The organism is Methylobacter arcticus (assembly GCF_050917435.1).
Classification (GTDB): domain Bacteria; phylum Pseudomonadota; class Gammaproteobacteria; order Methylococcales; family Methylomonadaceae; genus Methylobacter_A; species Methylobacter_A titanis.
The window spans coordinates 3550926-3577828 of the sequence record NZ_CP159583.1 but is presented as its reverse complement, the minus strand read 5'-3'; the positions used below and the strand labels follow the sequence as shown (position 1 = coordinate 3577828).

The 26903-nt window shown below is 46.1% G+C and carries 25 protein-coding genes; 8 read left to right on the top strand and 17 right to left on the bottom strand.

Features of this window, described 5'->3' with window-relative positions; translation table 11 throughout:
- Positions 1-199: 199 nt before the first annotated feature.
- From ABXJ76_RS17100 to ABXJ76_RS17085, 4 genes are read left to right on the top strand one after another with little or no spacing between them, the layout of a single operon-like run.
- Positions 200-2869 (top strand): sensor histidine kinase, encoded by a 2670-nt coding sequence (locus ABXJ76_RS17100; RefSeq protein WP_432742263.1) that lies wholly within the window; start codon positions 200-202, stop codon positions 2867-2869.
- Positions 2859-3548, top strand: coding sequence for a hypothetical protein (locus tag ABXJ76_RS17095; RefSeq protein WP_432742261.1), 690 nt, complete (start codon positions 2859-2861; stop codon positions 3546-3548). The genes ABXJ76_RS17100 and ABXJ76_RS17095 overlap by 11 nt, the downstream gene beginning before the upstream one ends.
- Positions 3538-4119 (top strand): hypothetical protein, encoded by a 582-nt coding sequence (locus tag ABXJ76_RS17090; RefSeq protein WP_432742259.1) that lies wholly within the window; start codon positions 3538-3540, stop codon positions 4117-4119. The genes ABXJ76_RS17095 and ABXJ76_RS17090 overlap by 11 nt, the downstream gene beginning before the upstream one ends.
- Positions 4116-5717, top strand: a complete 1602-nt coding sequence (locus tag ABXJ76_RS17085) for an Eco57I restriction-modification methylase domain-containing protein (protein WP_432742257.1) — start codon at positions 4116-4118, stop codon at positions 5715-5717. The genes ABXJ76_RS17090 and ABXJ76_RS17085 overlap by 4 nt, the downstream gene beginning before the upstream one ends.
- Positions 5718-5801: 84 nt before the next feature.
- Here the strand turns inward: ABXJ76_RS17085 and ABXJ76_RS17080 are convergent, their stop codons facing one another.
- The 13 genes from ABXJ76_RS17080 to ABXJ76_RS17020 form a co-directional block, all read right to left on the bottom strand.
- Entirely contained in the window at positions 5802-7520 is a 1719-nt protein-coding gene (locus tag ABXJ76_RS17080; RefSeq protein WP_432742255.1) for a hypothetical protein, read from the bottom strand.
- A 78-nt stretch (positions 7521-7598) separates the two neighbouring features.
- Positions 7599-8561 carry a lipoyl synthase gene (gene lipA / locus ABXJ76_RS17075; RefSeq protein WP_432742253.1) on the bottom strand — a complete coding sequence of 321 codons (963 nt, stop codon included), beginning with the start codon at positions 8559-8561 and terminating at the stop codon, positions 7599-7601.
- On the bottom strand, positions 8558-9166 hold the full coding sequence (gene lipB, locus ABXJ76_RS17070) for a lipoyl(octanoyl) transferase LipB (protein ID WP_432742251.1): 609 nt from the start codon (positions 9164-9166) through the stop codon (positions 8558-8560). Before lipB ends, lipA begins: the two co-directional genes overlap by 4 nt.
- A 15-nt stretch (positions 9167-9181) precedes the next feature.
- Positions 9182-9445 (bottom strand): YbeD family protein, encoded by a 264-nt coding sequence (locus tag ABXJ76_RS17065; RefSeq protein WP_432742249.1) that lies wholly within the window; start codon positions 9443-9445, stop codon positions 9182-9184.
- Positions 9442-10284 (bottom strand): D-amino acid aminotransferase, encoded by an 843-nt coding sequence (locus ABXJ76_RS17060; RefSeq protein ID WP_432742247.1) that lies wholly within the window; start codon positions 10282-10284, stop codon positions 9442-9444. The genes ABXJ76_RS17065 and ABXJ76_RS17060 overlap by 4 nt, the downstream gene beginning before the upstream one ends.
- The gene (locus tag ABXJ76_RS17055) at positions 10274-11443 is read right to left on the bottom strand and encodes a D-alanyl-D-alanine carboxypeptidase family protein (protein WP_432742245.1); all 1170 of its coding nucleotides are present in this window, start codon (positions 11441-11443) and stop codon (positions 10274-10276) included. Before ABXJ76_RS17055 ends, ABXJ76_RS17060 begins: the two co-directional genes overlap by 11 nt.
- Before the next feature lie 36 nt (positions 11444-11479).
- A complete protein-coding gene (locus ABXJ76_RS17050) occupies positions 11480-12277 on the bottom strand; it encodes a septal ring lytic transglycosylase RlpA family protein (RefSeq protein ID WP_432742243.1) in 798 nt (265 codons plus the stop codon).
- Positions 12274-13353: a lytic murein transglycosylase B gene (gene mltB, locus ABXJ76_RS17045; protein WP_432742242.1), complete on the bottom strand. Its 1080-nt coding sequence runs from the start codon at positions 13351-13353 to the stop codon at positions 12274-12276. The genes ABXJ76_RS17050 and mltB overlap by 4 nt, the downstream gene beginning before the upstream one ends.
- Positions 13354-13368: 15 nt before the next feature.
- A complete protein-coding gene (gene rodA / locus ABXJ76_RS17040) occupies positions 13369-14499 on the bottom strand; it encodes a rod shape-determining protein RodA (protein ID WP_432742240.1) in 1131 nt (376 codons plus the stop codon).
- On the bottom strand, positions 14489-16330 hold the full coding sequence (mrdA, locus tag ABXJ76_RS17035) for a penicillin-binding protein 2 (protein ID WP_432742238.1): 1842 nt from the start codon (positions 16328-16330) through the stop codon (positions 14489-14491). Before mrdA ends, rodA begins: the two co-directional genes overlap by 11 nt.
- 18 nt (positions 16331-16348) lie before the next feature.
- The gene (gene mreD / locus ABXJ76_RS17030; RefSeq protein WP_432742236.1) at positions 16349-16831 is read right to left on the bottom strand and encodes a rod shape-determining protein MreD; all 483 of its coding nucleotides are present in this window, start codon (positions 16829-16831) and stop codon (positions 16349-16351) included.
- Positions 16824-17783: a rod shape-determining protein MreC gene (mreC, locus tag ABXJ76_RS17025; RefSeq protein WP_432746561.1), complete on the bottom strand. Its 960-nt coding sequence runs from the start codon at positions 17781-17783 to the stop codon at positions 16824-16826. Before mreC ends, mreD begins: the two co-directional genes overlap by 8 nt.
- A 408-nt stretch (positions 17784-18191) precedes the next feature.
- Positions 18192-19235, bottom strand: a complete 1044-nt coding sequence (locus ABXJ76_RS17020) for a rod shape-determining protein (protein WP_432742234.1) — start codon at positions 19233-19235, stop codon at positions 18192-18194.
- A gap of 128 nt (positions 19236-19363) precedes the next feature.
- Between ABXJ76_RS17020 and gatC the strand changes: the two genes are divergently transcribed.
- Genes gatC through gatB form a run of 3 tightly spaced genes read left to right on the top strand, consistent with a single transcriptional unit; the run spans position 19364 to position 22569 of the window.
- Entirely contained in the window at positions 19364-19651 is a 288-nt protein-coding gene (gatC, locus tag ABXJ76_RS17015) for an Asp-tRNA(Asn)/Glu-tRNA(Gln) amidotransferase subunit GatC (protein WP_432742232.1), read from the top strand.
- Positions 19652-19669: 18 nt separating this feature from the next.
- Positions 19670-21121, top strand: coding sequence for an Asp-tRNA(Asn)/Glu-tRNA(Gln) amidotransferase subunit GatA (gene gatA, locus ABXJ76_RS17010; RefSeq protein ID WP_432742230.1), 1452 nt, complete (start codon positions 19670-19672; stop codon positions 21119-21121).
- Positions 21122-21132: 11 nt separating this feature from the next.
- On the top strand, positions 21133-22569 hold the full coding sequence (gatB, locus tag ABXJ76_RS17005; protein ID WP_432742229.1) for an Asp-tRNA(Asn)/Glu-tRNA(Gln) amidotransferase subunit GatB: 1437 nt from the start codon (positions 21133-21135) through the stop codon (positions 22567-22569).
- Positions 22570-22722: 153 nt separating this feature from the next.
- On the opposite strand, the gene ABXJ76_RS17000 is transcribed toward gatB, so the two are convergent.
- The gene (locus ABXJ76_RS17000; protein WP_432742227.1) at positions 22723-23487 is read right to left on the bottom strand and encodes an inositol monophosphatase family protein; all 765 of its coding nucleotides are present in this window, start codon (positions 23485-23487) and stop codon (positions 22723-22725) included.
- Between the two features lie 388 nt (positions 23488-23875).
- Between ABXJ76_RS17000 and dhaL the strand changes: the two genes are divergently transcribed.
- The gene (dhaL, locus tag ABXJ76_RS16995) at positions 23876-24532 is read left to right on the top strand and encodes a dihydroxyacetone kinase subunit DhaL (RefSeq protein WP_432742225.1); all 657 of its coding nucleotides are present in this window, start codon (positions 23876-23878) and stop codon (positions 24530-24532) included.
- Here dhaL and dhaK read toward each other — a convergent pair.
- The 3 genes from dhaK to ABXJ76_RS16980 all read right to left on the bottom strand — a co-directional run bounded on the left by dhaK (position 24529) and on the right by ABXJ76_RS16980 (position 26901).
- On the bottom strand, positions 24529-25518 hold the full coding sequence (gene dhaK / locus ABXJ76_RS16990) for a dihydroxyacetone kinase subunit DhaK (RefSeq protein WP_432742223.1): 990 nt from the start codon (positions 25516-25518) through the stop codon (positions 24529-24531). The two genes, dhaL and dhaK, sit on opposite strands and share 4 nt — an antisense overlap.
- A 92-nt stretch (positions 25519-25610) precedes the next feature.
- The gene (locus tag ABXJ76_RS16985) at positions 25611-26438 is read right to left on the bottom strand and encodes an HAD-IIA family hydrolase (RefSeq protein WP_432742221.1); all 828 of its coding nucleotides are present in this window, start codon (positions 26436-26438) and stop codon (positions 25611-25613) included.
- A 40-nt stretch (positions 26439-26478) separates the two neighbouring features.
- Complete coding sequence (locus ABXJ76_RS16980) at positions 26479-26901, bottom strand: Mov34/MPN/PAD-1 family protein (RefSeq protein ID WP_432742219.1); 423 nt, start codon at positions 26899-26901, stop codon at positions 26479-26481.
- Between the last annotated feature and the right edge of the window lie 2 nt (positions 26902-26903).

The window sequence follows — 26903 nt, the reverse complement described above, 5'->3', positions numbered from 1 at the left end:
GATTTGCCTTCGATTCTGTTTACAGAGTCGACTAGGGAGTAAGTGAACAAATAATTATAATGAATGAGTGAATGAATTAACTCGCTTATAGTAGGCAACATGTCCAAGTACACAGCTAGTCGATTTTATAACTGGAACAAGTGGATGTGCGTGACTTAACAATGGTATGCATTGAGGCCAACCTCATCTGGAAATGATAATGACTAAAATCCCTTTTACTGTCTCCGCAAGGGCAGCAATACTAATTGGACGGGAAAATATTGCAAATTCGAAAGGAGCAATTATTGAGCTTGTCAAAAATTGTTATGATGCTGATTCGCCTTTTTGCATCGTTAAAATAGATAATGAATTCGCAGAAGTTCCAAAATATTTAGCAATTGAAAAGCAAGATAAACTGATAAAGAAAGGAATTAGTTGGAACTACATAAAGAGGCTGTATGCGCTGAATAGCGGTAGGTATGAGCTAGTTAATTCGCCTCGACAATTGATATTTAAAGCATTTGAAAAACGACTACGTGACCTAGTTGTCTTATACATAATTGATGCTGGGGATGGAATGACCAAAGAAATCATTCAAAAACATTGGATGACTATTGGTACAGATAATAAATTACAAGATTATATGACCAATTCCAAGCGAGTAAAGTCAGGCGCAAAAGGTATTGGTCGATTTGCTCTTGATAAACTTGGACGAGAATGTCGAATGGTTACAATTGCAGATCCTGAGGTTTATAGCAATTTATCAGAAAGTGATGATGGTATAGGTGCTGTTTGGCATGTCAATTGGGCTGATTTCGAAAAGAAAAATATAACTATTAGTCAGGTTGAAGCCAATCTCGAAATAATCCAGTCTGGTGGGTTGATGGAGAACTCAAATGCAGTTGACCCTTCATTCGATCTGGTAAACATAGCAAAAATAGTACGCGAGCGTAGCAGTTCAGAAATAAATGGCTTGCAGCCTAGTATGTTAAATGAAACGTTTTCTCATGGCACAATTTTAAAAATATCAAAATTACATGATGTTTGGAATGATAATCTTGTAAAGCAGATTTTTACTGATTTGGAAGTCTTAGTGCCGCCCAGAGATACTGAAGAGTTTTCAATACATATGATTTCTCGCTTGAAGCCTAATGATTATGGTGAAGTCTTAAGCTCAGTTTGTGATGATTTTGATTATAAGCTAACGGCTAAAGCTGACTCAGATCAAAATGTGGTAATTACAATTGAGAGAGAAGAGTACGATACATCCATCATTCCACATGATTTTTTTGAGCGGGATATGGTTAAGAACTCTAATTTTGCAAATAGGTCGGTGTTTTTAACTAAGAAATATATTCAACATTTAACCTTTAGTCAGCTAATACCAAGTAATCATGACAATAGTTTATTAAGCGAGATAGGTCCATTTGAGTTTATTTTTTATTTTTTAAAAAAAACCACGACTTCAGTTGATTCTGCCAGATTCTTTTATAAGCCAATCACGTCACATACCCGAAAGGAGTGGTTAGATAAGCTTGGTGGGATAAAGATTTATCGAGATAATTTTCGGGTACGTCCGTATGGGGAAGTAAATGAGCCTGCATTTGATTGGCTTGGTCTAGGATCTAGGAAAGCGGCTAGCCCTGCAGGTATTGGTAAACCAGAAGGTGGTTATCGAGTTGAGTTAGAGAATATAGCAGGTGTGATTAAAATATCTCGCTTAACAAACCTTGAGTTTGTGGATAAATCTAGTCGTGAGGGGTTGCAAGAAACCCAGGCATTTCAACTGCTCAAACAGATAATTACGGCAGTAATAGCGAAGTTTGAGGAAGATAGATCATTCATGGCTAGGGAACTTAGTAAATATGACAATGAAAAATTCGGTGCGGAAAAAGATCTTGAGAAGGCAGATAAATTAGCTCAATCTATTTTGGAAAGAGATCGTCAGAAAAATAAGACAAATCATGCTAGTAGTGCTAACAGCAATAAAAGTGACGGCTCACCGGCCAATGATGAGAAAAAATCAATTGAGAATCAAGAGGCTGTAGCCCTTGCTCATTTGGCTGAGTCGAGAAAAGAAACAATTGAAAAATTAACAAGTGAACATAAACTTTTAAGAGGGTTGGCTAGCAGTGGAATTCTCTCAGCAGCTTTGGGGCATGATTTAAGTAAAATTCAGGGAAAACTCCAATCAAGGTCAGATAAACTCATAAACTTATTAAGTCTGAAGGTAACTAAAGAAAATTTTGATGGTGTTGAGGATTATGAAAATCCTTTTGTCTATATCGATCAAATGAAGAAATCAGATAGAAAGATATCAACATGGCTGGGTTTTTCGTTGGGATTTACTCGAAAAGATAAACGTAAACGAAAGCAGTTATTTTTAGAAACTTATTTCCAGCAGTTAAGATCAAGTTGGTTTAGTACTTTGTCTGAGCGAGGAATAGAGTTTTCGATTGATTGCGCAACTAATATTGAGCTTAGGGCTTTTGAGATTGATTTTGATAGCGTCTTCGTTAATTTTTTAACAAATTCTCTAGATGCTTTCACGCGCCCTTCAACAAAGCAAGTGCCTCGTAGAATTTGGATAAAATGCGAAGAAATCGGCAACCAAATACTAATTGAATATCGAGATAATGGACCGGGAATATCTCAAGACATCCTTGATCCAGAAGTTATATTTGACCCAATGTACACAACTAAGCGTGATCATACAGGACAGGAAACTGGTACTGGGTTGGGAATGTGGATTGTAAGAACTGTTGTTAATGAGTATGAAGGAAACGTAAAACTTTTATTTAATGCGGATAATGATCAAGAGAGTGGTTTTGGTCTTAGAATTTCTATTCCATCAAAATATAAAGTGAAGGAAGCTACTAATGGGCTATAAAATTATATTTGTTGATGAACAAAGGGATGAGCAAAATGATTTCAAAGCTGCTTTTGCTGAGTTTATTCGGGCAGGTAAAGTGAATGTGATAACGCTATTTCCTGCTGAAGATCTAGATGAGATGATTGAAAGGATTCGTCAAGAAAATCCAGATGCTTTAGTTTCAGATTGGAGTCTGAACGATTTTAAAGAAGATCTACCAAGATATTATGATGTTTCTTATTATGGATCTGAGTTAGTCGAAGCGTTCTTGCGTATTAGAGAAGGTTTTCCATGTTTTATCGCATCATCTTTTGATTCCGATGCATCCAGATCAAATTCCACTAAAGACGTTAATCTAGTTTATTCCAAAGAGTTAGACATTGAGCATCATAAGGATAATCAGGACAAGCATCTTACATTCCCCCAAAAAATTTTGCTGCAGATCGAAAAGTACAGAGCCCGTATCACCGAAGCAGAAGAGAGCCTAGAGCAATTGCATGCTCGCAAACGTCAAGGGAATAATCTTAGTTTAAAAGAAGAGGATGAGCTAATAAGGCTTGATTCATTCTTGGAACGCGCTCTTGATACTCCTTCAGCTATTCCAGAAGAGTTTAAGAAAAGTTCGAATTCAAAACAGTTAAATAACCTTATTAATTCAGTTAATGAGCTTCTAGAGAAAGTGAAGAATGCAAATTAAATATGAATTTAGAGAAGCCACTCCCCAGCGAACATTTGTCGGTAATCCCTATAACGACTACAGAAGATACAAGGATTTTCTGAGGAGCGATTTTAATAATAGATGTGGCTATACAGATTGCCCTGATATTTGGTTTGGAGGGAAAAGATGTTTTCATATTGACCACTTTAAACCTAAAAGTAAGCATCCTTCTTTGGTAACATCATATTCAAACTTGGTGTATTCATGTTCTTATGTAAACATACAAAAGAGTGATGATGAGGGGATGTATTTAGATCCTTGCGATACTGATTTTAATCAGCATTTTTTTCGCGACGATGAAGGCAACATTCAACCAATATCTGCTAGTGCAGAAGCACGTTATATGCATAAAAAACTCAAGTTAGGTTTGAGTCGGTATGGTTTGATATGGATGCTAGATCAATTACGCATGAAGAAAATGGAAATCAGGGCGTTGCTAAATGGAGCTATTCATTCGCAGCATCCAACGAGGGCAGAGCTTTTGGAAGCATATCTACTTCTGGACAGTGAATTTGATAATTATTTTGAGTATTTGGGTACGGATCTATGAGCCCAAAGAAATATACTGGCTCTTTTTATACTCCACCTTATATAGCTGATTTTGTTGTTAAAAGAGTAGCGGAAAAGTTAGATGGAAGAACCCTTAAAATTCTTGAACCGAGTGCTGGTGACGGGGTATTTATACGCGCACTATCGAGATCTGATCGAATCAGATTTAATGTAGATAAGTTATTTGCTGTAGAAATATCTGCAGCTGAAGCTGAGAAGATTTCAGCCGAAAATGATCTTAATAAGCTTGAAGTCATTTGCAATGACTTTTTAGAGTTTCAATCCGAATTAACGGATTTTGATTTCAATTTAGTCATTGGAAACCCACCTTATATTAAAAGGAATTATCTTAGCGATAGGCAAATAGAACTATCAGCAAAAATTCATGCTTCATATCCAGAGCTGTCTAAAAATACTGTAAAAAATATCTGGAGTGCCTTTCTAGTCAGGTCAATCAGGCTTTTAGCTGACGATGGAGTCCTAGCCTTAGTGCTCCCAGCCGAATTGCTTCAGGTTAAATATGCAAAAGAGCTTCGAGAACTACTATTGAATCAATTTCAACGAGTAGAAGTTTTTACATTTAACGAGCTATTGTTTCATGAGTGCAAGGGGCAAGATACCTTGATTTTGATAGCCGAGAAAAAATCAACCGCGCCTGGTCTTTTTTTTTGTAATGTTGAGAATCTTAAAGATTTAGGAAAATCCCCTTCTCGTTTAAAACTAAATCATCACAAAGCATTAGATTCATTAAAGTGGACCAGTCATACATTAACTTCTTCAGAACGTAGGTTGCTTGAACAATTAGCGAAGAACCTGCCTACAATAAATGATGTGTGCTTTTCTAGGACTGGGATAGTCACTGCTGCAAATAATTTCTTTATTCTCAATAAAGCTGAAATAGAAAGATTATCCTTGGTAAAGTATGCAAAACCAATAATTCAGAAGTCTTCGATTGTGGATGCGAGTGTTGTCTTCTGCTCAAAAAAATTAAATGCCCTTTTTGAAACTAATACTCCATGCTTTCTTTTGGATTTAAATGAAAAAGGTGTTGAGGAAAATAGAATTTTACAAGATTATCTTTTTGAAGGTACTTCTAGGCAAATACATCTTCGGTATAAAATGCTTAGCAGAAAACTGTGGTTTCAGGTTCCTAACATCGGCACACCAGCACCTGCTCTTTTCTTCAAAAGATGCCACGACTATCCAAAATTCATTAAAAATGAAGCAACTGCTTTAGCAACTGACAGTGCGTATCTTGTTAATTCTCGTGACGGTTTCGATATAAATAGTATTATTCATTCGTTCTATAACTCTCTTACTTTGGCATTTGCAGAGCTTAATGGTCGTTATTATGGTGGAGGTGTATTAGAACTAACCCCAAGTGAGTTTAAGGGGCTGCCGATTCCATATGTATCAATAACTAATTCGCAGTTTTCTAAGTTTGCTCTGAACTTTGATAATAAAGACTCAATTGAAAAAATTTGTTTAAAGTATGATGAGTTTATATTAAAGCATTCATTCCCAAACATTACTTATGAGCAGATTGAGCAATTACGAAGAATTCGGAACAAGCTTTCAATCAGGCGACACAGGCTTTAAGGTTGTGGTAGTGATAAGTATAAGGCTGGATTTAACTTCGTTCACTGCACACTCAAACAGAATAGTTTTTCCCTTCGAAAAGACCTAAATGTTGTTTCCGCATTTTATTTTTGATTCCACTGCATCAGCGTATGCTTCCACACATGGCCACGTATGTTTTAGCGTTGCGAGGCAAGCATCTGCTGGCAGTGGTGCTGCATTTTCCCAGCGTCCATTTTTCTTGGCCAGCATATAGAGTAATTTGTTCATCAGTTCATCACTCATCCTCATGCCATTGGGTAAAGACATCAAGGCAAGTTTAAACGACTCCCCTTCACGCCACTGAAATTCAATCAAACTGTAGACTCGCTGTTCATAAATTACGTCGGCGATTACGACTGCGCGTTTGATTTTCCGTCCAGAATCCAGGTAACTCCATTGTCTAGTCCAGCGAGGCTTTGTTAGTGGAATGTACGCTATGGGGTCTTTTATTGGCCGGATTCTAGCTTGGTATCTTGGTAATTCATTCAGGTATCGTATCATCGCCTCGAAATTTTCGAAGCTGGCCGGTAGTGGAGCTTGACGCACACGTTCAGTTTCCATCGCTGTTGGGGTTACTCCGATGTCCGAATAGGTGCCATCACCAGTACCGAGTAAATCTGTTGGCAAAGCGAGTGGTCGAACAACATCGGCGCTAATGTAATGACACATCTCCTTTTCTGGCTTTTCCAGTTCCATGTTGGCCAATGCACCAAAACGTTCCTCTGGCTGCGTAACAACTGCTGATTGCACGTTATTGGAAGGTTCGTTATCGCTCTGCAATTCCCCATCGGTAATGTCCTTATCAGAAGCTTGTTTGACCGGGAATGCTGGTCTTTTCTGATCGTCTGGCAGATCCTCGTCCTTTTCTGGGCGCAGGTTGCTATTATCTCGATCGCAGGTGATTGCATTAAAAGGAAACGGCCCCGTGCAATGTTCCAGGGCAAAAATTATATAACGCCAGTTGCGGTCATCTGGCGTTCGCATTGGCTTCACCCGTGCTCGCATGTTGGTTGAGCCAATGAAAGGGAATGCGGCCTCGGGATATAAGCGTGGTTTGTTTTGCACAGCCTCCTTGATCATCGAGTCATGCACAAGAGTAGCTCCTGCAAATGCCTCCTGACTGTTCAGAATGCGGCCAATAATCCAAGCGTCTGCATCGGCGAACTCTTTGCGCAGTTTAAGCAAACAGCGATTTTCCTGTTCGTTGAAAGCATACTCAGCCGGGTTCACGATTGAGCCAAGGTCGTGACGGAAGTCGCCAGCAAAGATGGCCTTAGCCAGCTCGGTAGAGGTGGCATAGTAAAACCGGATAACCTCGGTAATAGGTACAATGATGCCGTAGGGGTCGTCACGCCATTTGATGGCTAGACAGTTTGCTGCGAGTCCAGCTCCGATTTGATGGAAGCGCTTGAGGATGAGAGGATGCCCGTCTACCTTGGTATCGGACTTAACTAAGCGAACCGTATCAGGCGAAATTGTGAGGTTATGGAAGATTTTATCTTTGCCCGCCGCCTCAACGAGGCAGTGGCGGTTGAGCCAGAGCGATCCGATGCTGACAATAGGGAGTTGGCCAACTCCGATGCTGATTGTATGGCGCTCTTCGTGATTGACCGCACTAGAGGCGGCGTAGTCTGTTGCGCCGTCCAGCAGCGGGCTGATGATGAGCTGAATTTTAGGTTCGGTGGGAACCATGTGATTACGTTCTACACCGCCAAACCAATCTACTCGCCAAATACGCCCATCATCTGGAAATTCCTTGATTCTTGGGATTGCCTTTCGCATAATTGTTACTCAGTAGCGTTTAGCGATGCAGAGTACAAATTAGCGATGTTCAGTACGATTTATCGTTGGAATTGTCATTCACACCTGAATAACACCCTTAGCTTGAAGATCAGCATGGTAAGACGATCGAACCATCGGCGCGCTGGCGACTTGCTTAAACCCCAGTGCTTTGGCAATTGCGCCGTATTCATCGAATTGTTCGGGGGTGACGTAGTTTTGAACCGGCAAATGGGCTTTGCTGGGTTGCAGGTATTGGCCTATGGTCAGCATTGAGCAGCCGTGGGCTAATAAATCTTTCATGACCTGATGAATTTCGTCCGGCTGTTCGCCTACGCCGAGCATCAGGCCCGATTTGGTGGGGACTTGCGGCTGGGCTTGGTGGAATTGTTGCAACAAATTCAGCGAGCCTTGGTAGTCGGAACCGGGGCGGACTTGTTTGTACAGCCGGGGGACGGTTTCCAGGTTGTGATTGAACACGTCGCACGGATGTTCGGCTAATATGGCTACGGCTTTTTCAATGCGTCCGCGAAAGTCGGGTACCAGGATTTCTATTTTAGTGGAGGGCGTTTGCAGACGGATTTTTTCGATACACTCGGCAAAGTGTCCGGCTCCGCCGTCTCTTAAATCATCGCGGTCTACCGAGGTGATGACCACGTATTTCAAGGCCATGACCTGTATCGCATCGGCCAGATGCTGGGGTTCGTCTTTGTCCAGCGCCAGCGGCTTGCCGTGCGCGACATCGCAAAAAGGGCAGCGACGGGTGCATAAATCGCCCATGATCATGAAGGTGGCGGTGCCGTGCTGGAAACATTCTCCTAGATTGGGGCAGGCGGCTTCTTCGCAAACAGTATGCAGGTTGTTTTCGCGCAGCAGTTGCTTGATGCGGGTGACTTCGTCGCTGGCCGATATTTTTATGCGTATCCACTCCGGTTTGCGCAAAGTAGTTTCGGCCGGCTCTACTTTGATCGGGATTTTTGCCAGCTTTTCGGTGTTGCGCTGGTGAGAATCGGGCGTGGAACGGGAGGGGGCTTGATAAGTCATTTTTGTAATGCCGTAATGATAGCTTGGGTAACAGGAATGGAGAGTTCAGCATTGCTGACAGTCACGCCCAGATCGGCCAGTTGGGTAACTTCAAGTCCTGAATAACCGCAGGTATTGATGTGGTCGAAAGGGCGCAAATCCATATGATTGTTAATGCTCAGGCCATGATAACTGCAATTTCTTTTAATGCGTAGGCCGATGGAACCGATTTTTTTGTTATCTACGTAAACGCCGGGGGCATCGGCTCTGGCTACCGCGATAATGCCGTATTGTGCCAACGCAAAGATCATGGCCTGTTCCAGCGTTGTGACCAGTTGGCGGACGCCGAGATTCAGCCGTTTAATATCGATCAGGGTATAAATAATCAGCTGGCCGGGGCCGTGATAGGTAACCTGTCCGCCCCGGTCGGAATTAATGACGGGTATGGCCTCGGTATTCAGCAGGTGCTCACGCTTGCCGTTTAGACCCAGCGTATAAACGGCAGGGTGTTCTGTAATCCAGATTTCATCAGCGGTTTGGGCATCGCGATTTTGGGTGAATCGCTGCATGTCTTGCCAGGTGGATTCATAGGGCTGGATACCCAGGTTTCGGATGGTTATCGGCATGGGGACGATAACGTCCTACAAAGCCATCAAAATATGCGGATGGTCAGTTAAATCCTGATAAATAGCGTCCAGTTGCTGCTTGCTGGAGGCTTCTATAATAACGGTTACGGCGATGTAATTGCCGTCTTTGCTGGAGCGTGTAGTTATCGCACCTTCATTAATGTCGGCCACATGACGACGCACAATTTCTATAATCAGCAGGTCGAGTTTCAGTTCGGTTTTGCCCATTGCCTTGATTGGAAATTGGCAGGGAAATTCTAATAGGGTTTCTTCACTCATGGCCGGGATTGCTTGTAAGCCTGAAATAGTCGATTCATGGTTTTCCATACGGGGCCGGGCTTGCCGTTGGCAATGATTTCATTGTCGAGTTGAACAACCGGTACGATTTCCCGTGTAGAGCTGGTTAACCAGATTTCGCTGGCTGTTTTTAAGGCATCCAATGCAATGATGTCTTCACTGTAGGGAATGTTGTTTTGCCGGGCGATTTCCAGAATGACATCGCGAGTTATGCCCGGCAATATTTCGGAACCTTGCGGCGGCGTGATCAGAATGCCGTCAATGACGGCAAATATATTACTTGCGGCTCCTTCGGTCACATAGCCGTCCTTAACCAGGATGGCTTCGGCACAACCTTTTTCTACCGCCTGTTGTCGGAGCAAAATATTGGCCAGCAGCGTGGTGGCTTTAACATTGCACAGTTCCCAGCGGCTGTCGTCAATGCTGATGGCTTTCACGCCGGAATCCTGGTTTGCAAAAGGCGCAATGTCTGAGCACATCGCGAACACTGTAGGCGTAACGTTTGCCGGAAAAGCATGATCTCTTGTGGCGGCGACGCCACGGGTAATTTGCAGGTAAATAGACTGATCCAGGCTCGTATCCAACAATGGCGTTAGAATTGCCAGCCATTGAGCTCGGTCATGTGGATTAACCAAGCGAATGGAAGACAGGCTGTTTTCCAGTCGCTTCATGTGTTCAGAGAAGTGAAACAGCAAACCCGAGTAGGACGGGATGACTTCATAAATCCCGTCGCCAAACAAAAAACCGCGATCCATCACCGATATTTTTGCTTCATCTAACGGTAGGTACTGACCGTTTAGATAGACGGTTTTATTGTCCATCCGGCTTCTCTAGTAACATCATTCCGCTGTCATAGAGTCGCTGGAAGATATTGCCTTGTTCTACCGATTTTAGCGCTATCAGGTCTTTTTCTGCGACCACTTCGCCTTTAAGTGTGACGTTGACCTTACCCAGTTTGGTACCTGCTTTAACGGGGGCAACAATTTTTTTATCAATGGTAATGATGGCTTTAAGGTCATCGTAATGGCGGCGGGGAATAGTCACATAAAGATCTTCGGCTAGGCCAATTTGCAGATTTTTAGTGTCGCCCTTCCATACTCTGGCTTCGGATAAGACCGTTTTTGCTTGATACAGTTTGTGTGATTCAAAAAAACGAAAGCCATAATTGAGCAGATTTTGATTTTCGCTGGCTCTGGAGTTGGGACTGCCTGCGCCCATGACGACAGAAATCAGGCGCATGTCATTTCTTAATGCAGAGGCGACCAGGCAATAGCCTGCGGCATCGGTAAATCCTGTTTTAACGCCATCCACTGACTCATCACGCGACAGCAGTTTATTGCGATTATGCTGAACGATATTGTTGAAGGTGAATTCTTTTTGTGAAAACCAGCGGTAGTAGTCGGGGAATTCTTTGATTAACGCCTGGGTGAGTATGGCCAGATCGCGCGCGGTGGTGTAATGGTTTTCGATGGGTAGTCCGTTGCTATCCTCAAAGTGGCTGTTTTTCATGCCCAGACGTTCGGCATGTTGATTCATCATGTCGGCAAAAGTGGTTTCATTGCCTGCGATATGTTCAGCCAGAGCAACACTGGCATCGTTGCCGGATTGAATGATGACACCTAATAGCAAATCTTGGATCTTAACTTGTTTGCCGACTTCGACAAACATGCGGGAGCCGGGCGTTTCCCAAGCTTTTTTGCTGATGGTAACCATATCGTCGAAATGTAAGTGACCATTGCCGACTTCGCGAAACACCACATAAACAGACATGATTTTGGTGAGACTGGCAGGGGCGAGCTTAACATCGGCATTGTTTTCCGCCAGTACTTTACCGGTGTTGTAGTCAAGTAATATATGGCTACTGGCAGCAATAGTAGGCGCTGCGGGGGTTGAGATTCCGGCATCTTCTGCGTTTGCCGGGATTGCGGCTAAAATTAAACTAAAAAATAAAAAAACGGGGAGATTTTTAAAAAGAATCATTGCTCTCTAATGGGGTGGACTTAGTAAAACATGGTTTTATTGTATCATGGAGATTTGATTTTGATCAGTTTCAGTAACAAATTGGGTTTTTGTTATACCCAGTTTTGCCAACTGTGCATTCAGCTTGTGGGCACTCGCCGAAGAGTTGATAGGCCCCATTTGAACCCTGTAGAGCGTAGAGCCTTTGTGGGTTGAGGGTAGTATTTCAGGCTGGGGTAGATGATGGGCGGCAATTTTATTTTGCAATATCAACGCTTTTTTCTTTTTACCAAAAGTGCCTACTTGTAAATAGACGCTTTTTTCTTGTTTCTGCGCTGTTTTTTGCAGTTGAGCCAATGCCTGTTCAGGTGCTATCGCCTTAATTTCAACTTTCGCTGATCCGGCCTGTTCAATGTCCAGTTTTTTGGCGGCTGCGTAAGACAGGTCCAAAACCCGGTTGCCGTAAAAAGGGCCCCGGTCATTGATACGAACAATAACGCTACGTTGATTTTTCAGGTTGGTGACCCGAGCGTAAGAGGAAAGCGGCAGTGTTTTATGTGCGGCGGTCATCGCATACATGTCGTATATTTCGCCGGATGCGGTTTTTCTGCCGTGAAATCTTGGGCCGTACCATGAGGCGATGCCTTGTTTCAGGTAGCGGGTAATGCGGGGTAAAAGGTCTTGTTCGTCGGCAATGTCCGGTATATCAGGAGCGCCCCTGTTTAATATGAAATGTTGTCTAGCTGTGGATGCGGTTGTAGCCGATGTTAGGCTTGAGATGTCGTTCGTTTTTAATTGTTCGGTGGTACAACTGCATAACACAAAAATGAAAAGTATCGGTATGATTTTACTCATGGGTAAGAGCCTTTTTTATTTAAAATAGATAGGCTTAACTGATAAACGGCCATGGCATATAAAGGGCTGTGGTTATAGCGAGTAATGACATAAAAATTGTCTAACGCCGCCCAGAGTTCTTCGCCTTGTTGTAGTTCAAAGTTAAGCAGTTTTACTTTACTGTCTAAAGGTAATTGCCTCGATATTGTTAAGTTGAGTAATTCTAACTCAGTAAGACTTAAATTCGGCTTAAGGTCTTTATTGAGTGCTGACTTATAGTTTTGGTCTTTAGCTGTAATGGGAATAGCAATAGTTTTACCTGCTTGCCAGTGATGTTTGGCAAAATAATTGCCAATACTGGCGATCACATCGCTGTTGTTGTGCCAGATGTCACGACGATTATCCTTGTCAAAGTCAACGGCATAGGCTCTGAAACTGCTGGGCATGAATTGGGGCAAGCCCATGGCTCCGGCGTAAGAGCCAAGGGGCTCGGTGGGGTGGATGTGTTCATCGCGGCAGAGCAGTAAGAAATTTTCAAGTTCGCTAACAAAGAATTTACTGCGTGGAGGATAGGCAAAGGCCAATGTAGATAAAGCGTCGATTACGCGGTGGTTGCCGGTGTTTTTTCCGAACAAGGTTTCAACACCGATAATCGCAGTAATGATTTCAGCGGGAACGCCGTATTGTTGTTCTGCAGCCGCTAGCGCTGAGGCGTTGTCCCGCCAAAATTGTACGCCGGCGTTGATGCGTGCTTCGGTCAGGAATATTTTGCGATATTTGTACCAAGGCATGGCTTCCGAGGGTGAGGAAATTCTTTTGAGAATATCTTGCTTGATCTGGACGGTTTCAAACCAATCATCAAGTTCGGATTTATCGAACTGGTGTTTTGTTGCCATCTGCTCAATAAAGATATTCATCGCTTCCGCTTCCTTGCCTACAGGACGTTGGTAAGGCGCGTGAGCAGGAGTGGAAGCTGCGGCACCTACAGGATGTTGGTAAGAATCAGGAGTGGGAGTGGTTTGCTCAGAAACGCAGGATATAACGGATAAGCAAGCGCAACCGAGTACGATAGGGGTTAAAGTCGATTTTAGATTCATGGGCTTGGTATCAATTTAGTGTGGTAAGAATTTCTTATGGGTATGAATTGACATAAGAATGCCAAAACCGGATAGCAGCGTCACTATGGAGGTGCCTCCATAGCTGATTAAGGGTAATGGGACGCCGACTACGGGGAGTACGCCAATAACCATGCCTATGTTAACAAAAACATAAACAAAGAAAGTGAAAGCTAGGCTGCCGGCTAATAAGCGGCTGTAAGTGTCCTGAACTTGTGAGGCGATATACAGGCAGCGGCTGATGATAAGCAAGTACAAGGCCAATAGGCCTACGCAGCCGAAAAGACCGAATTCTTCGGCAAAGACTGCAAATATAAAGTCGGTAGAGCTTTCCGGTAAAAAGTCCAATTCTGACTGGGTACTGCCCAGCCAGCCTTTGCCATAGATGCCGCCGGAGCCGATGGCGATTTTCGATTGAATGATATGGTAGCCCCTGCCTAAGGGATCGGCTTCCGGATTTAAGAAGGTCAGTACCCGGTCGCGCTGATAGGGGCGCATAAAATGCCAGATTATGGGCGTCAGTCCTGTTAGTGTGGCACCAATTGCGAACATGAAGCGCCAGGAGAGTCCGGCAAAAAACAGTACGCCGGCACCGGAGCTGGCAACCAGCAATGCGGTGCCTAAATCGGGTTGTTTGGCGATCAATAGGGTCGGAATGATGATCAGTATGCCGGCTACCAGCAATTGTTTCGGTTTTGGCGGTAATGCGTGTTCCGCTAAATACCAGGCGACCATCATGGGGGTGGTGATTTTGATCATTTCCGAAGGTTGGAAACGAAAAATGCCCAAATCCAGCCAGCGTTGTGCGCCTTTACCGAATTGGCCCAATACCAGTACCGCAATGAGTAACAAGAGTCCTAAGCCAAAAAGCAGGGCTGAATAACGTTTAAACTGATAAGGGTTAACATGAGCCAGTATGGTCATTAAAAGAAAAGCCAAGCCAACCCTAGCCGCTTGGCGCATCAGCACATCCATATCCTGACTGCCTGCGCTGTAAAGAATAATGAAACTCAACAATGAGATAAGCAGCAAGCCGATAAATAAGGGGATGTCTATGTGCAGTTTTCTGAGGATATTGCCGAGAACCGACGGAGGATGAAATTGTTCACTTCGGGTTTCAGTTTTCATTATTGGTTCCTAAAAATTGCTTGATAACCTTGCCTGCGATGGGTGCCGCGACTGAGCCGCCGTGACCGCCGTTTTCAATGATAACGGCAACTGCAATTTTGGGATCATCGGCCGGGGCAAAAGAAATAAACAAGGCATGATCGCGTAATTTGAAATCAATGTCGTTTTCGTTGTATTTGGCATCCTGCTTGATGTTAAAAACCTGCGCAGTCCCGGTTTTTCCGGCGATTTGGTAGTTAATGTCTTTACCGATGCTTTTGGCTGTGCCGTGTGGATCATGAATAACATTGACCATGGCCGAGATGATGCTATTAATATTTTCCGGTTTAAACCCAAGGTCTTCCTGGGTGGCTATGTTCGGGGCGGTGGAATCCGGGCTGGCAGATTTTTTTACCAGAAAGGGTGTGATTACTTTGCCTTTATTTGCCAATGTGGCGGTGGCTCTGGCGAGCTGTATCGGCGTAATCTGAAGAAATCCCTGGCCTATTCCGGTGATCAGGGTTTCTCCCGGATACCAGGCCTGATTGCGTCGATTGCGTTTCCACTCGCGCGACGGCATTAATCCTTGCTTTTCCCCGGACAGATCAATGCCGGATTTTTCGCCAAAACCAAAGTCCTGTAAAAAATCATGCATACGGTCTATGCCCAGCGTTAATGCCAGACTGTAAAAATACACATCGCAGGATTGGGTAATGGCATCGGTCATATTCACCGAGCCATGACCGCCTCTTTTCCAATCCCGATAGTGGTGGCTGACATTAGGCAGCTGATAATAGCCGGGGCAGAAGGTTTTGTGTTCGGCGCTTATGGCGTTGTATTCAAGTCCGGCCAGCGCAATAAACGGTTTGAGTGTTGACCCCGGCGGATATAAGCCGCGTAGCGCACGATTAAACAGCGGTTGGTTGTCGGAGGACTGTAGCGCTTGATAAGCATCATTGCTGATGCCGACCACAAAAGGATTGGGATCAAATCCGGGGCGACTGGCGAAGACCAGCACGCCGCCGGTTTTAATGTCAATGGCGACTACGGCGCCATTGAAAGTATCTAATGCGTCATAAGCGGTTTTTTGTAAATCTATATCCAGTGTCAGATAAAGATTCTCACCCGGCACCGGAGGGACGGAGTTTACCGCATTGATAGCGCGTCCCTGTACATTGGTTTCTATTTCTGCATAGCCGGTCTTGCCATGCAGTTCGGATTCATAGGAGTTTTCTATGCCTATTTTGCCGACATGGCTAGAGCCTCGATATTCGGCGATAGGCAGCGTCTTCATTTCCGCTTCGTTGATGCGTCCGACGTAACCGATAACATGAGAAGCTAATTCGGTATAGGGATAATGTCGAACCAAACGAGCCTGAATATCAACGCCAGGAAAATAGGGCCTGACTACCGCAAATTTGGCGATTTCCTCGTCGCTCATGCTTATTAGTAACGGGGTGCTGACGAAACGTTTTTGTCGTTTGCGTTGTTTCTGGAATTGGTCGATTTTTTCGTCAGAGATGTCGAGTAGTTTTTTTAAGCGTAGTAAGGTGTCATCAAGATCGATGATTTGCTCGGGAATGAGCTCCAGGCTGAAAGATTGTGTGTTGTCAGCTAAGACTTTGCCATGTCGGTCATAAATAATGCCTCTTGTCGGTACCAGGGGCTCTATTTTAATGCTGTTGTCTTTCGCCAGTGTTGTGTAATGTTCGTGACCTACAATTTGCAGGTAAACCAGACGCACAATCAGACCCGAGGTTAATAGTAATATGACGATAAATGCAGCGATAATGCGGTTGAGAAATAGGCGGCTCTCTACTAACTTATTTTTAACAGTATAGATACGAGACATATCGGTTTTTGGCGTGTTTTATTGGGTGCGTCGTGACAAGCGGACGCGACGGAGTGCTGTATAGATCGGAGGCCAGAATAGGGTGCCGGTAACAATAGGCAGCCAGAAAGAAGCGTGCGGTTGAGTTGGGTGCTGAATGCTGTTAAGCCAGAAAAGCAGTATTTGGGTAAATAGCAAGCAAAAGAAAATAAATAAGCCTTGTTGCGGTAATGGAAATTGACGCAAGCGCTTATGCAGTAACAGGCAAACATAGATGATCAATGAATAGGCCAGTGCATATTGACCGAAAACTCTTCCCGTCAATACATCTGTCAATAATCCGATTGTCCAGGCATGAAAGATGCCGACGCGTTCCGGCACGGCGATTGCCCAGTAGATAAGCACCAGAAGTATCCAATCTGGATTTATGTTGGTCAAAAAACCCGGCCAAGGTGCAATTCTTAAGCACATTGCCATGACAACAGTCAAAATAATGCGGCCAAAGCCGGAGTAGTTATTCATCGTTGTCTGTTCCTGTCTGTGCCCCTGCGGGCGCTTTGCGTGTTAATCTGCTCTCGGCCGGTTTACGGTCTGTCTTTGCGGGTGCTTCGCCTACTAACCCGCTCCCGGAAGATTGGTTATTGGGGCGGAGTACGGAGGCTTCCGGTGTTGGCTTTGTGGTCAGCGAAACCGGGGATGAGTCGCCCCAGACAATCAGCAATTCCCTGTTACGATCCAGCATGGCTTTGGGAGTGGCGGTAATGTTGACGAAAGGTTTGTTTGTTATCGGGGTGAAATCGTCGACCACGGCTACTGGATAACCCGATGGAAAAGTACCCCCTAGACCCGATGTTATCAGCAAGTCGCCAGGGCGAATATCCGCATTGTTGGGTAAAAAAGGCAAGTTAAGTCGGTTCAGTTGACCGCTGCCTACAGCGATAGTCAGTAGGCCGTTACGATTGACCTGTACGGGGATCGCATGATTCGGGTCGGTAATTAACATGATTTCAGAGCTGAATGGCAAGGCGCGAAAAACCTGTCCGACCACGCCATTTGCATCTAATACCGGTTGTTGGGGGTGGACGCCGAAACGCGTACCTTTGTTGACTACCACTATATGTTCGTAGGGTGCCATATTGATGGACAATAATTCTGCGATCAGTAATTGTTCGCCCAGTTTAAAGGAGTTTTCCAGTAATGCACGCAAACGAATATTTTCTTTTTCCAGAGAATCAAATTTAAGTAATCGCGTTTTATCGATAAATTGTTCTTTGCGTAAGCGGATGTTTTCGCTTTTTAAAGTCGAATATGAGCTGACCGAGTAAGCGGTTTGCTCGATCAATACTGACGGTAAGTTGACCAAATATTTTATCGGGTCAACAACAACGGATAATGTGGCTCGGAGTGAGTCCAATCGATGACTTCTGTATTCGGTTATCAGTAAAGCCACTGAAGCAATTATGGCTACAAGCAGGCGGGTGTTGATCGAAGGTCCGGTAGCAAATAGAAGTTTTATAGCGGGATGCCTCTTTATGTAGGTTGGGTTGGGCGCGTCTTTTTTGCGTCGTAACCCAACGGGGGGACGGCATGAGTTTGTCGGGTTACACTAGGTTCGGCATACCGTTACGCTGTTCCTGCATGGCTCTACCTCCCTATCCTTGGGGTCGTACCTCCGGCATAATCGACACGGATGCGGTGAAAGCTTACGCTCCTGATCACGCCACTTGCCTACATCCACGAGGCAATGCAGATATGGCATAACATCATGGATAGCGTGCACTAGAACAACGCAGGAGCGGTTGCCTGGGAGCAAATATCTGTCCGTGTAGTTGTAATCCGACCTACGCGCCGCCTAAATAAGTGCTTTAAAGAATGACCTTGATTACTCTAAGGAAAAAGTTGAGATGCCTTTTTTATCTAGCATCTCCAGAACCATGCCACCGCCCCTAGCGACACAAGTTAGCGGGTCATCAGCGATATAGACCGGCAGGCCTGTTTCTTCCGCTATCAGTCGATCTATATCTTTTAATAATGCACCGCCACCGGTTAAAAATATACCGCGAGTTGCCACATCGGAACCGAGTTCCGGTGGGGTTTGCTCCAAGGCTAATTTTACTGCGCCGACTATGCCGGATAGCGGTTCTTGCAGCGCTTCCAAAATTTCGTTGCTATTCAAGGAAAAGCTGCGCGGTACACCTTCTGCCAGATTACGGCCTTTTACTTCTATTTCCCTGACTTCGCTGCCGGGATAAGCCGTGCCGATTTCATGTTTTATTCTTTCTGCGGTGGCTTCACCAATTAAGGTGCCGTAATTTCTGCGTACATAATTAATGATCGCTTCGTCAAAGCGATCGCCGCCGATACGGACAGACGAGGAATAGACGATGCCGTTGATTGAAATGACCGCCACTTCAGAGGTACCGCCACCAATGTCCAAAACCATAGAACCGACTGCCTCATCGACTGGCAAGCCTGCACCGATAGCCGCAGACATAGGTTCTTCAATCAAATAAACCTCGCGAGCCCCTGCCATAGCCGCAGACTCCCGAATGGCACGACGTTCAACTTGTGTTGATCCGCAAGGCACACAGATCAAAATGCGCGGACTGGGTCGCAGTAACTTGCTTTGGTGGACTTTTTCGATAAAAAATCTCAGCATTCGTTCGGTGACCGCAAAATCGGCGATGACTCCGTCCTTTAGCGGACGGATTGCGGTAATATTGCCCGGTGTGCGGCCCAACATGCGTTTTGCATCAAGGCCCACGGCAGCAATAGTTTTATTGCCCCGAACTCGGTCTTCTTTGATAGCGACAACCGATGGCTCATTAAGCACAATCCCCTGGCCGGGAATGTAGATCAAGGTATTGGCGGTTCCTAGGTCAATAGCGAGGTCGTTTGAGAAAAGGCCGCGAATTCTTTTGAACATTTTTAGCTGTATCCTTTGGGGAATAAAAATTGTATTACTTTATCAATCAAGCGGGTATTTGAGCAAGATATAAAGTATTATAAACGTATTAATTATAGAGTTTCTGAAATTTTTATTGGGAGTTAATCGTGTCTTTAACCGTAAGTGAAGTCAAAGATTGTGCACATTTAGCGCGACTGGGAATAGAGGAGCGGGACATTGGCTCTTATGCAAAAGATTTGTCCGGGATGCTGGATTTGATGACGCAGATGAACGATCTTGACACCGATGGCGTCGAACCTATGGCTCACCCGATGGATCAAGTGCAAAGATTGCGTGCCGATGTAGTCACCGAGCAAGTCGACCGCGAAAAATTTCAGGCTATTGCGCCACAAGTAGAAGCGGGGCTTTATTTAGTACCCAAAGTCATTGAGTAACGGGAAAAAATAACACATATGTATAACAAAACAATTGCAGAATTAGCCAAGGGTTTGCGTTCCGGTGAGTTTTCCAGCGTGGACTTGACCTTGGCTTTTTTAGACAGAATCAAACAACACCACTCACTTAATGCTTATATCACGGTTACCGAAGAACAAGCTTTGCAGTCAGCCAAAGCCGCGGACCTAAGGTTGGCAACAGGCAAGGCAGAGTTGTTAACCGGCATTCCGATGGCGCAAAAAGATATTTTCTGCACCGAAGGCATTAAAACCAGCTGCGGTTCAAAAATGTTGGATAATTTTATTGCACCCTATAATGCAACAGTGGTGGATAAATTTAATAGTGCCGGTGCGGTGATGCTGGGCAAGCTGAATATGGACGAGTTTGCGATGGGTTCCTCCAACGAAACCAGTTATTACGGCGCAGTCAAAAATCCCTGGGATACCAATACCGTACCCGGCGGATCTTCCGGCGGTTCGGCGGCAGCGGTTGCAGCAAGGCTTGCAGCCTGTGCAACCGGTACCGATACCGGCGGTTCGATACGTCAGCCTGCCGCACTTTGCGGCATTACCGGCTTAAAACCAACTTATGGACGAGTATCCCGTTACGGCATGATCGCTTATGCCTCCAGTCTGGATCAAGGCGGTCCGATGACTCGCAACGCCGAAGATGCTGCGATCATGCTGCAAACTATGGCCGGTTTTGATGACAAGGATTCAACCAGCGTCGATTTGCCGGTTCCCGATTATAGAGCTGGCTTAAGCAACAGTCTTGAAGGTTTAAAAATCGGCTTGCCCAAAGAATTTTTCGGCGAGGGATTAAATAGCGATGTGGCGGCAACGCTTGAAGCTGCTATTAACGAATACCGGAAATTAGGTGCTACGGTTGCGGAAGTTTCCATGCCCAGCCTTAAGCTAGCCATTCCCGCTTATTATGTGATTGCTCCGGCCGAATGCTCCGCCAACCTGTCGCGTTTTGACGGCGTGCGTTTCGGTTATCGTTGTGAAAATCCGGCGGATTTAGCCGATCTGTATACCCGTTCACGCGGCGAAGGCTTTGGTAAGGAAGTTAAGCGTCGTATCCTGATGGGCACTTATGCGCTGTCAGCCGGTTATTACGACGCTTATTATATTAAGGCGCAAAAAATCCGCCGTCTGATTAGCGAAGACTTCAAAAGGGCGCTGTCGGAAGTCGATGTGATGATGGGGCCGGTCACGCCATCCACCGCTTTCGGCATCGGCGAGAAAATCGACAACCCGATTGAAATGTATTTATCCGATATTTACACGATTGCAATCAATCTTGCCGGGGTTCCGGCGATGTCGGTTCCCGCAGGATTTTCCGAAGGCAAGCCCGTTGGTTTGCAGATCATCGGCAATTATTTTGCCGAAGATAAGTTGTTGAATATCGCCCATCAGTATCAGCAAGTCACTGATTGGCATACACAGATACCTAAAGGTTTCGAGTAAGGAGTAAACAGATGAGATCACAATGGGAAACAGTAATCGGCTTGGAAATTCACGCCCAACTCGCCACCAAATCAAAGATTTTTTCAGGTGCTTCTACCGCTTACGGCGCGGAACCCAATACCCAGGCCTGTGCGGTCGATTTAGGCTTGCCGGGCGTACTGCCGGTATTGAATAAAGAAGCTGTGCGCATGGCGGTCATCTTCGGCATGGCTGTAGAGGCGCATATCGCGCCGTATTCGGTGTTTGCCAGAAAAAATTATTTTTACCCTGACTTGCCCAAAGGCTATCAAATCAGCCAGATGGAACTGCCTATTGTCGGCATCGGCCATTTGGATATTGACGTTGATGGCGCCAGCAAACGCATCGGCATCACCCGCGCTCATCTGGAAGAAGACGCCGGAAAATCGCTGCATGAAAATTTTCACGGCTTGACCGGTATTGATTTAAACCGTGCCGGTACGCCGTTGCTGGAAATTGTGTCCGAACCGGAAATGAGTTCGGCCAAGGAAGCTGTAGCTTATATGCGCAAAATGCACGAACTGGTGCGCTATCTGGGTATCTGCGACGGCAACATGCAGGAAGGCTCGTTCCGTTGCGATGCCAACGTATCGGTGCGTCCCAAAGGCCAGAAAGCATTCGGCACACGAGCCGAGATCAAAAACATCAACTCGTTCAAGTTTGTCGAAAAAGCCATCAATCACGAAGTCGAGCGGCAAATAGAGCTGATAGAAAGCGGCGGCAAAGTGGTTCAGGAAACCCGGCTTTATGATTCCGACAAGGATGAAACCCGTTCCATGCGCAGCAAGGAAGAGGCTAACGATTACCGGTATTTTCCCGATCCAGATCTGTTGCCGGTGCTGGTCGATGAAGACTTTAAAGCGCAAATAAAAGCCCAATTACCGGAATTGCCCCAAGCAAAAAAACAGCGCTTTAAAGATAGCTATGCGTTGGATGAAGAGAACGCGACGATACTGACATCCTCGCGGCAGCTCGGTGATTATTTCGAAACCGTGGTTAAAGAGTCGGGCTGCGAAGCAAAAATGTGCGCCAACTGGCTGACGGGTGATCTATTAGCGGCGCTTAACAAAGCCGGTCTGGAAATCATCGACTCGCCAGTCAGTCACGAGCGTCTTGCCGGGTTGTTAATGCGCATCAGCGACGACACTATTTCCGGCAAAATAGCCAAACAAGTGTTTGAAGAGCTGTGGCAGGGTACAGCGACAGCCGATGAAATTATCGAAGCCAAAGGCTTGAAACAGATCACCGATACCGGCGCGATAGAAGCCATTATCGATAAAATTATTGCCGATAATCAGGGTCAGGTTGAGCAATACCGTAGCGGTAAAGATAAGGTCTTTGGCTTTTTTGTCGGCCAAGTGATGAAAGAAATGCAGGGCAAGGCCAACCCCGGCGAAGTTAACAAGATGCTGAAAGAAAAGTTAAAGTAAGCGTATATATGGGCAATGTTTCCTGCCCGCGCGATTAACTGCATAAGCTGTCAAATCGCATCCCGGCACAAACCATCCAATCTTTCGCGGGGTTGGGTGGTTTTTTTATGCGTGCTGTTTGGGGTTTCAATCTGGCATTGCATTAGCTGGGAGTTACATCAATGGCAGTATCTGTTTAAGAATCTTGCCGTTTGTTACCAGGATTTGCTTGGGAAATAGCCCTTTATTGCCTTGAAAGTCGGTAACCGTGGCTCCCGCTTCGTTGGCAATCAATGCGCCGGCGGCAACGTCATACAGGTTCAACTCCTGTTCCCAAAAAGCATCAACTTGGCCATCCGCAACCAGGCATAAATCGATTGCCGCCGAGCCGAAACGGCGCTGCCCGGTTGTTATCTCGGCGATCCGGCAAAACCGTTGCAGGTTGTTTTCTTTTAAGTAAGAGCGCAAGCAGGCGAATCCGGTTGCGACCATTGCATCGGCAAGGTTGCTTTCGTTGGAGACGGCAATGGCTTGACCGTTTTTCCAGGCTCCTTTGTCTTTTTCGGCGGCATAATAATCATCCAGTGCCGGCGCATAGACGGCGCCGAATATGAGTTCTTGGTCAATTTCCAGAGCGACGCTGATGCCCCAGAAGTACTGGCCTCTTGAAAATGAGTGCGTTCCATCAATCGGGTCGACAATCCAGCGGTTAGTTTGATTGGCGCTTTGTCCGCTTTCTTCTCCCCAAAAACCGAATTGCGGGTAATGTTTGGCAAGTGATTCCTGTAAAAAAGCTTCAACCGCCACGTCGGCATCGGTGACCAGGTCGCGGGGACTTTTTTTTGTCACTTCTAAGTTTTTCAGGTCTTTAAAGTAAGTCATCGCAATCGACCCGGCTTCGCGGATGATGTTTTCAAGAACGGTCTGTGAAATGGACATTTATAGTAACCTTGTCGATAAGAGGGTGAGAGTATCGTTAATCCAGATAAGTATTGCTCTATAGAAAATATCCTTATATCGGAAACAGCATTAGGCAAGACTTTTTTGGGTAACCATAACATCAGGTTTGTAATCAGATTTTAACGTTCTCCTGAGTGACTTTGCACATCAAGAAAATAGGCATTTAAATCGGGCATGATGGATGTTCGTTATAATTGCGGGCAAACCATAGCTTTTGTCGATGATTAATTCAAGCTGTATTAGTCGACAGACGAATATGACCGTCGAATAAATGCGCACTAACTTAGGATGTGCGCCTTGGGGTATGATTTGTAAGACGGGTGAGGGATGGGCATCACCTAATGACTTTTTTGACTTGGAGAATGCCATGCAATTTGTTCCAGCATTATTACCCAGCCTGATTCAGGCAATAGATCAGGTAATCGAAACGAATGCCGAAGAAGTGACTGCCCTGGATCAGGCTATAGGCGACGGCGATCATGTGACTAATCTACAGCGCGGCATCAAGGCGCTGGTCGCGCAAAGCGATGAGTTGGCGCAACTTGATTGGGTTGCGGCCTGGCAGAAAATCGGTATGACTATGATGACGGCGGTAGGCGGCGCGTCGGGTTCTTTATACGGTACGCTGTTTGTTGCGATGAGCAAGGCTGCTCGCGACCGGCCTGTCGTGAGCAGAGCCGAACGGACTTTGGATTTGCAGGCTTTTGCCGAGATATTCAGCAGCGGCGTGGATGCGGTAAAGCTGCGAGGAAAGGCCGATGCCGGTGAGAAAACGATGCTGGATGTGTTGATTCCGGTAGCGGCAAGCTTGCGGCAGGGCGCAGCTGATGGGGCTGCATTAGCTGATGTTTTGGGCAATGTCGCACAGACAGCCATTGTGGGCATGGAATCTACCCGGGACATGTTGGCTACCAAGGGGCGCGCTTCTTTTTTGGAGGAGCGCAGTCGGGGCCATATTGATGCAGGCGCTAAAACCAGTCAGTTAATGATTGGTGCGCTGGTCGGCGTGCTGCGGAGCGTTTAACAGCCCCAGCGTAAGGCCGCCGTATGGACGGGAGCATCCCACAGGCGGAGCAGCTCTTCGTCAAGCAGGCTCAGGGTGATAGAGCAGCCCGCCATATCGAGTGAGGTGGTGTAGTTGCCGACCAGGGAACGGCAGATGTTAACGCCGCGTTTTTCCCAGTATTCGGAGGCCAGTTGATAAATAAGGTGCAGCTCCATTAACGGTGTCGCACCGAAGCCGTTGACATGCAATAACGCGGATTGGCCTTTTTGCGGCTTCAGATCGTCATTAATCATGTTTGCCAGATAGTCGACAATTTCGGAGGCGCTGCGCATGGCTATACGCTCACGTCCTGGTTCGCCATGAATGCCGACCCCCATTTCGATTTCGTTGTCACCCATGTCGAAAGTAGGTTTGCCCAAGGCAGGTACAGTGCAACTGCTTAAGGCCACGCCCATGGACGCAGTGGCAAGGTTGACTCGATCGCCCAATGCTTTGCAGGCGGCCAAATCAGCACCGGCTTCTGCGGCTGCGCCGACGATTTTTTCCACAATCAGCGTGCCTGCAACGCCGCGCCGCCCGGTGCTGTGGGTTTTTGGGAAAGAAACGTCATCGCTCACCAGTAGGGTTTCGTTTTGGCAGTCGAGCATTTCAGCGGCGATTTCGAAATTCATCACGTCGCCGGCATAGTTTTTTACGATGAACAAAACCCCGCCGCCGTTTTCAACAGCCTGCGCCGCAGCCAACATTTGGTCGGGGGTAGGGGAGGTGAATACTTGGCCTGGACAGGCGGCATCCAGCATGCCCAAACCGACAAAGCCGGTATGCAACGGCTCATGACCTGAACCGCCGCCGGAAATCAGCGCAACTTTGCCAGGCGCAGTGGGTTTTATGCGTCTTATAAAATTAGGTTGGCTGCTGAGTTGGACTATATCGGCATGGGCTTTGGCAAAGCCTGAGAGGCTTTCGGCTAGCAGATTATCAATGTTATTGATGAATTTTTTCATTGCAGCGGCTCCGGTAGATTCAGGTTTTTTTATGATAGCGCTTATGGTAGGTCCGGGCAATTAGCGGTAATGCGTATCAAGAGCACTAATCATCAGTTTTTCAACGCTTGGGTTACCGCGCGGATGTCGGGCATAACCCAGGTTGGTTGATAATCCGCTGCTGTAATATCTTCTTCGGTGGACACGCCCGATAAAACCATCAGGCTGCGTATGCCGGTACGAACGGCACCAAGAATGTCGGTTTCCAGTCGATCGCCGATAGCCACTGTTTGCGCAGGGTCAGCACCCAGCAACGTCAGGGCTTGCTGATAGATGATGGGTTCGGGCTTGCCGATGATGGTCGGCGTTACGCCGGTGGCAGCCGTTAATGCGGCCAGAATTGCGCCGTTGCCGTGGGTGAGGCCGCGTTCTGTCGGCAACGTGGTATCGGCATTGGTGCCGATGAATTGGGCTCCGGCGCGAATATTCAGCGTAGCGGTCGCCAGTTTGTCCCAAGACAAGGTTTTATCCATGCCGCAGACAACAATGTCAGCACCCTTATTGGGATTGGTTTTGTCATCATTTAATTCATACAGTCCGGTTAGGGTAAATCCGCGTTCAATAAGCGGCTGTCTAGCGCCATCTTCGCCAATCACAAATACGCGGCTGTTCGTCGGGTTGTTATGCTCGTTCAGGTATAGGGCCGTTGCCATGCTGGAGGTTAGGATTTCATCGCGGGTTACTTCTACGCCCATCAGTGCCAGCTTAGTGACATACTGTTCCTGTGTCAGGCTGGCGTTATTGGTTGCCAGAATAAAGGGTATTTGTTGGTCGCGTAAGGTTTGAAAAAAATCAGTCAATCCGGGCATCGGCTGCTCGCCGTGCCATAAAACGCCATCCATGTCGATGATGAGTGCGCGTATGTTGGTAAATGGTTCCATCGGGTGTTTTCTCTCTTAAAGTGGGACTTGTTATTATAATTTACGCATCGTCGCTTAAGGACAGCGCTATTTCTTGGGCTGATTGATGATCAATTTTAAAACAGCGCATTTCTAAAATACCTTTAGTATCGAGTGAAATGATCAGGTACAGCGCATGGGGGTAGGACGCGAGTTTTAGATCGGTGATTGATGGTGTTGCCGGTGCGGTCGGGTGAGAATGATAGATAGCAAATAGTTGTTCATCCTGCTCTCGCATTTTAGCCATGGCTGAGATTTGTTGGGCAGCATCAAGCTGGAAGCTCAGCTGCGGGTGTTCTGCGATATTTTTAACGGGATAACAGCTGCACGGCAGGCCGTTTTTAGCGCCGATAAGTCCGCATACTTCAAGATCCGGCGAGATTTGCGCAAGATGCAATAACTGATTGATGATTTTGCGCGGAATTTGGATCTGTTCTTGGGTCATGA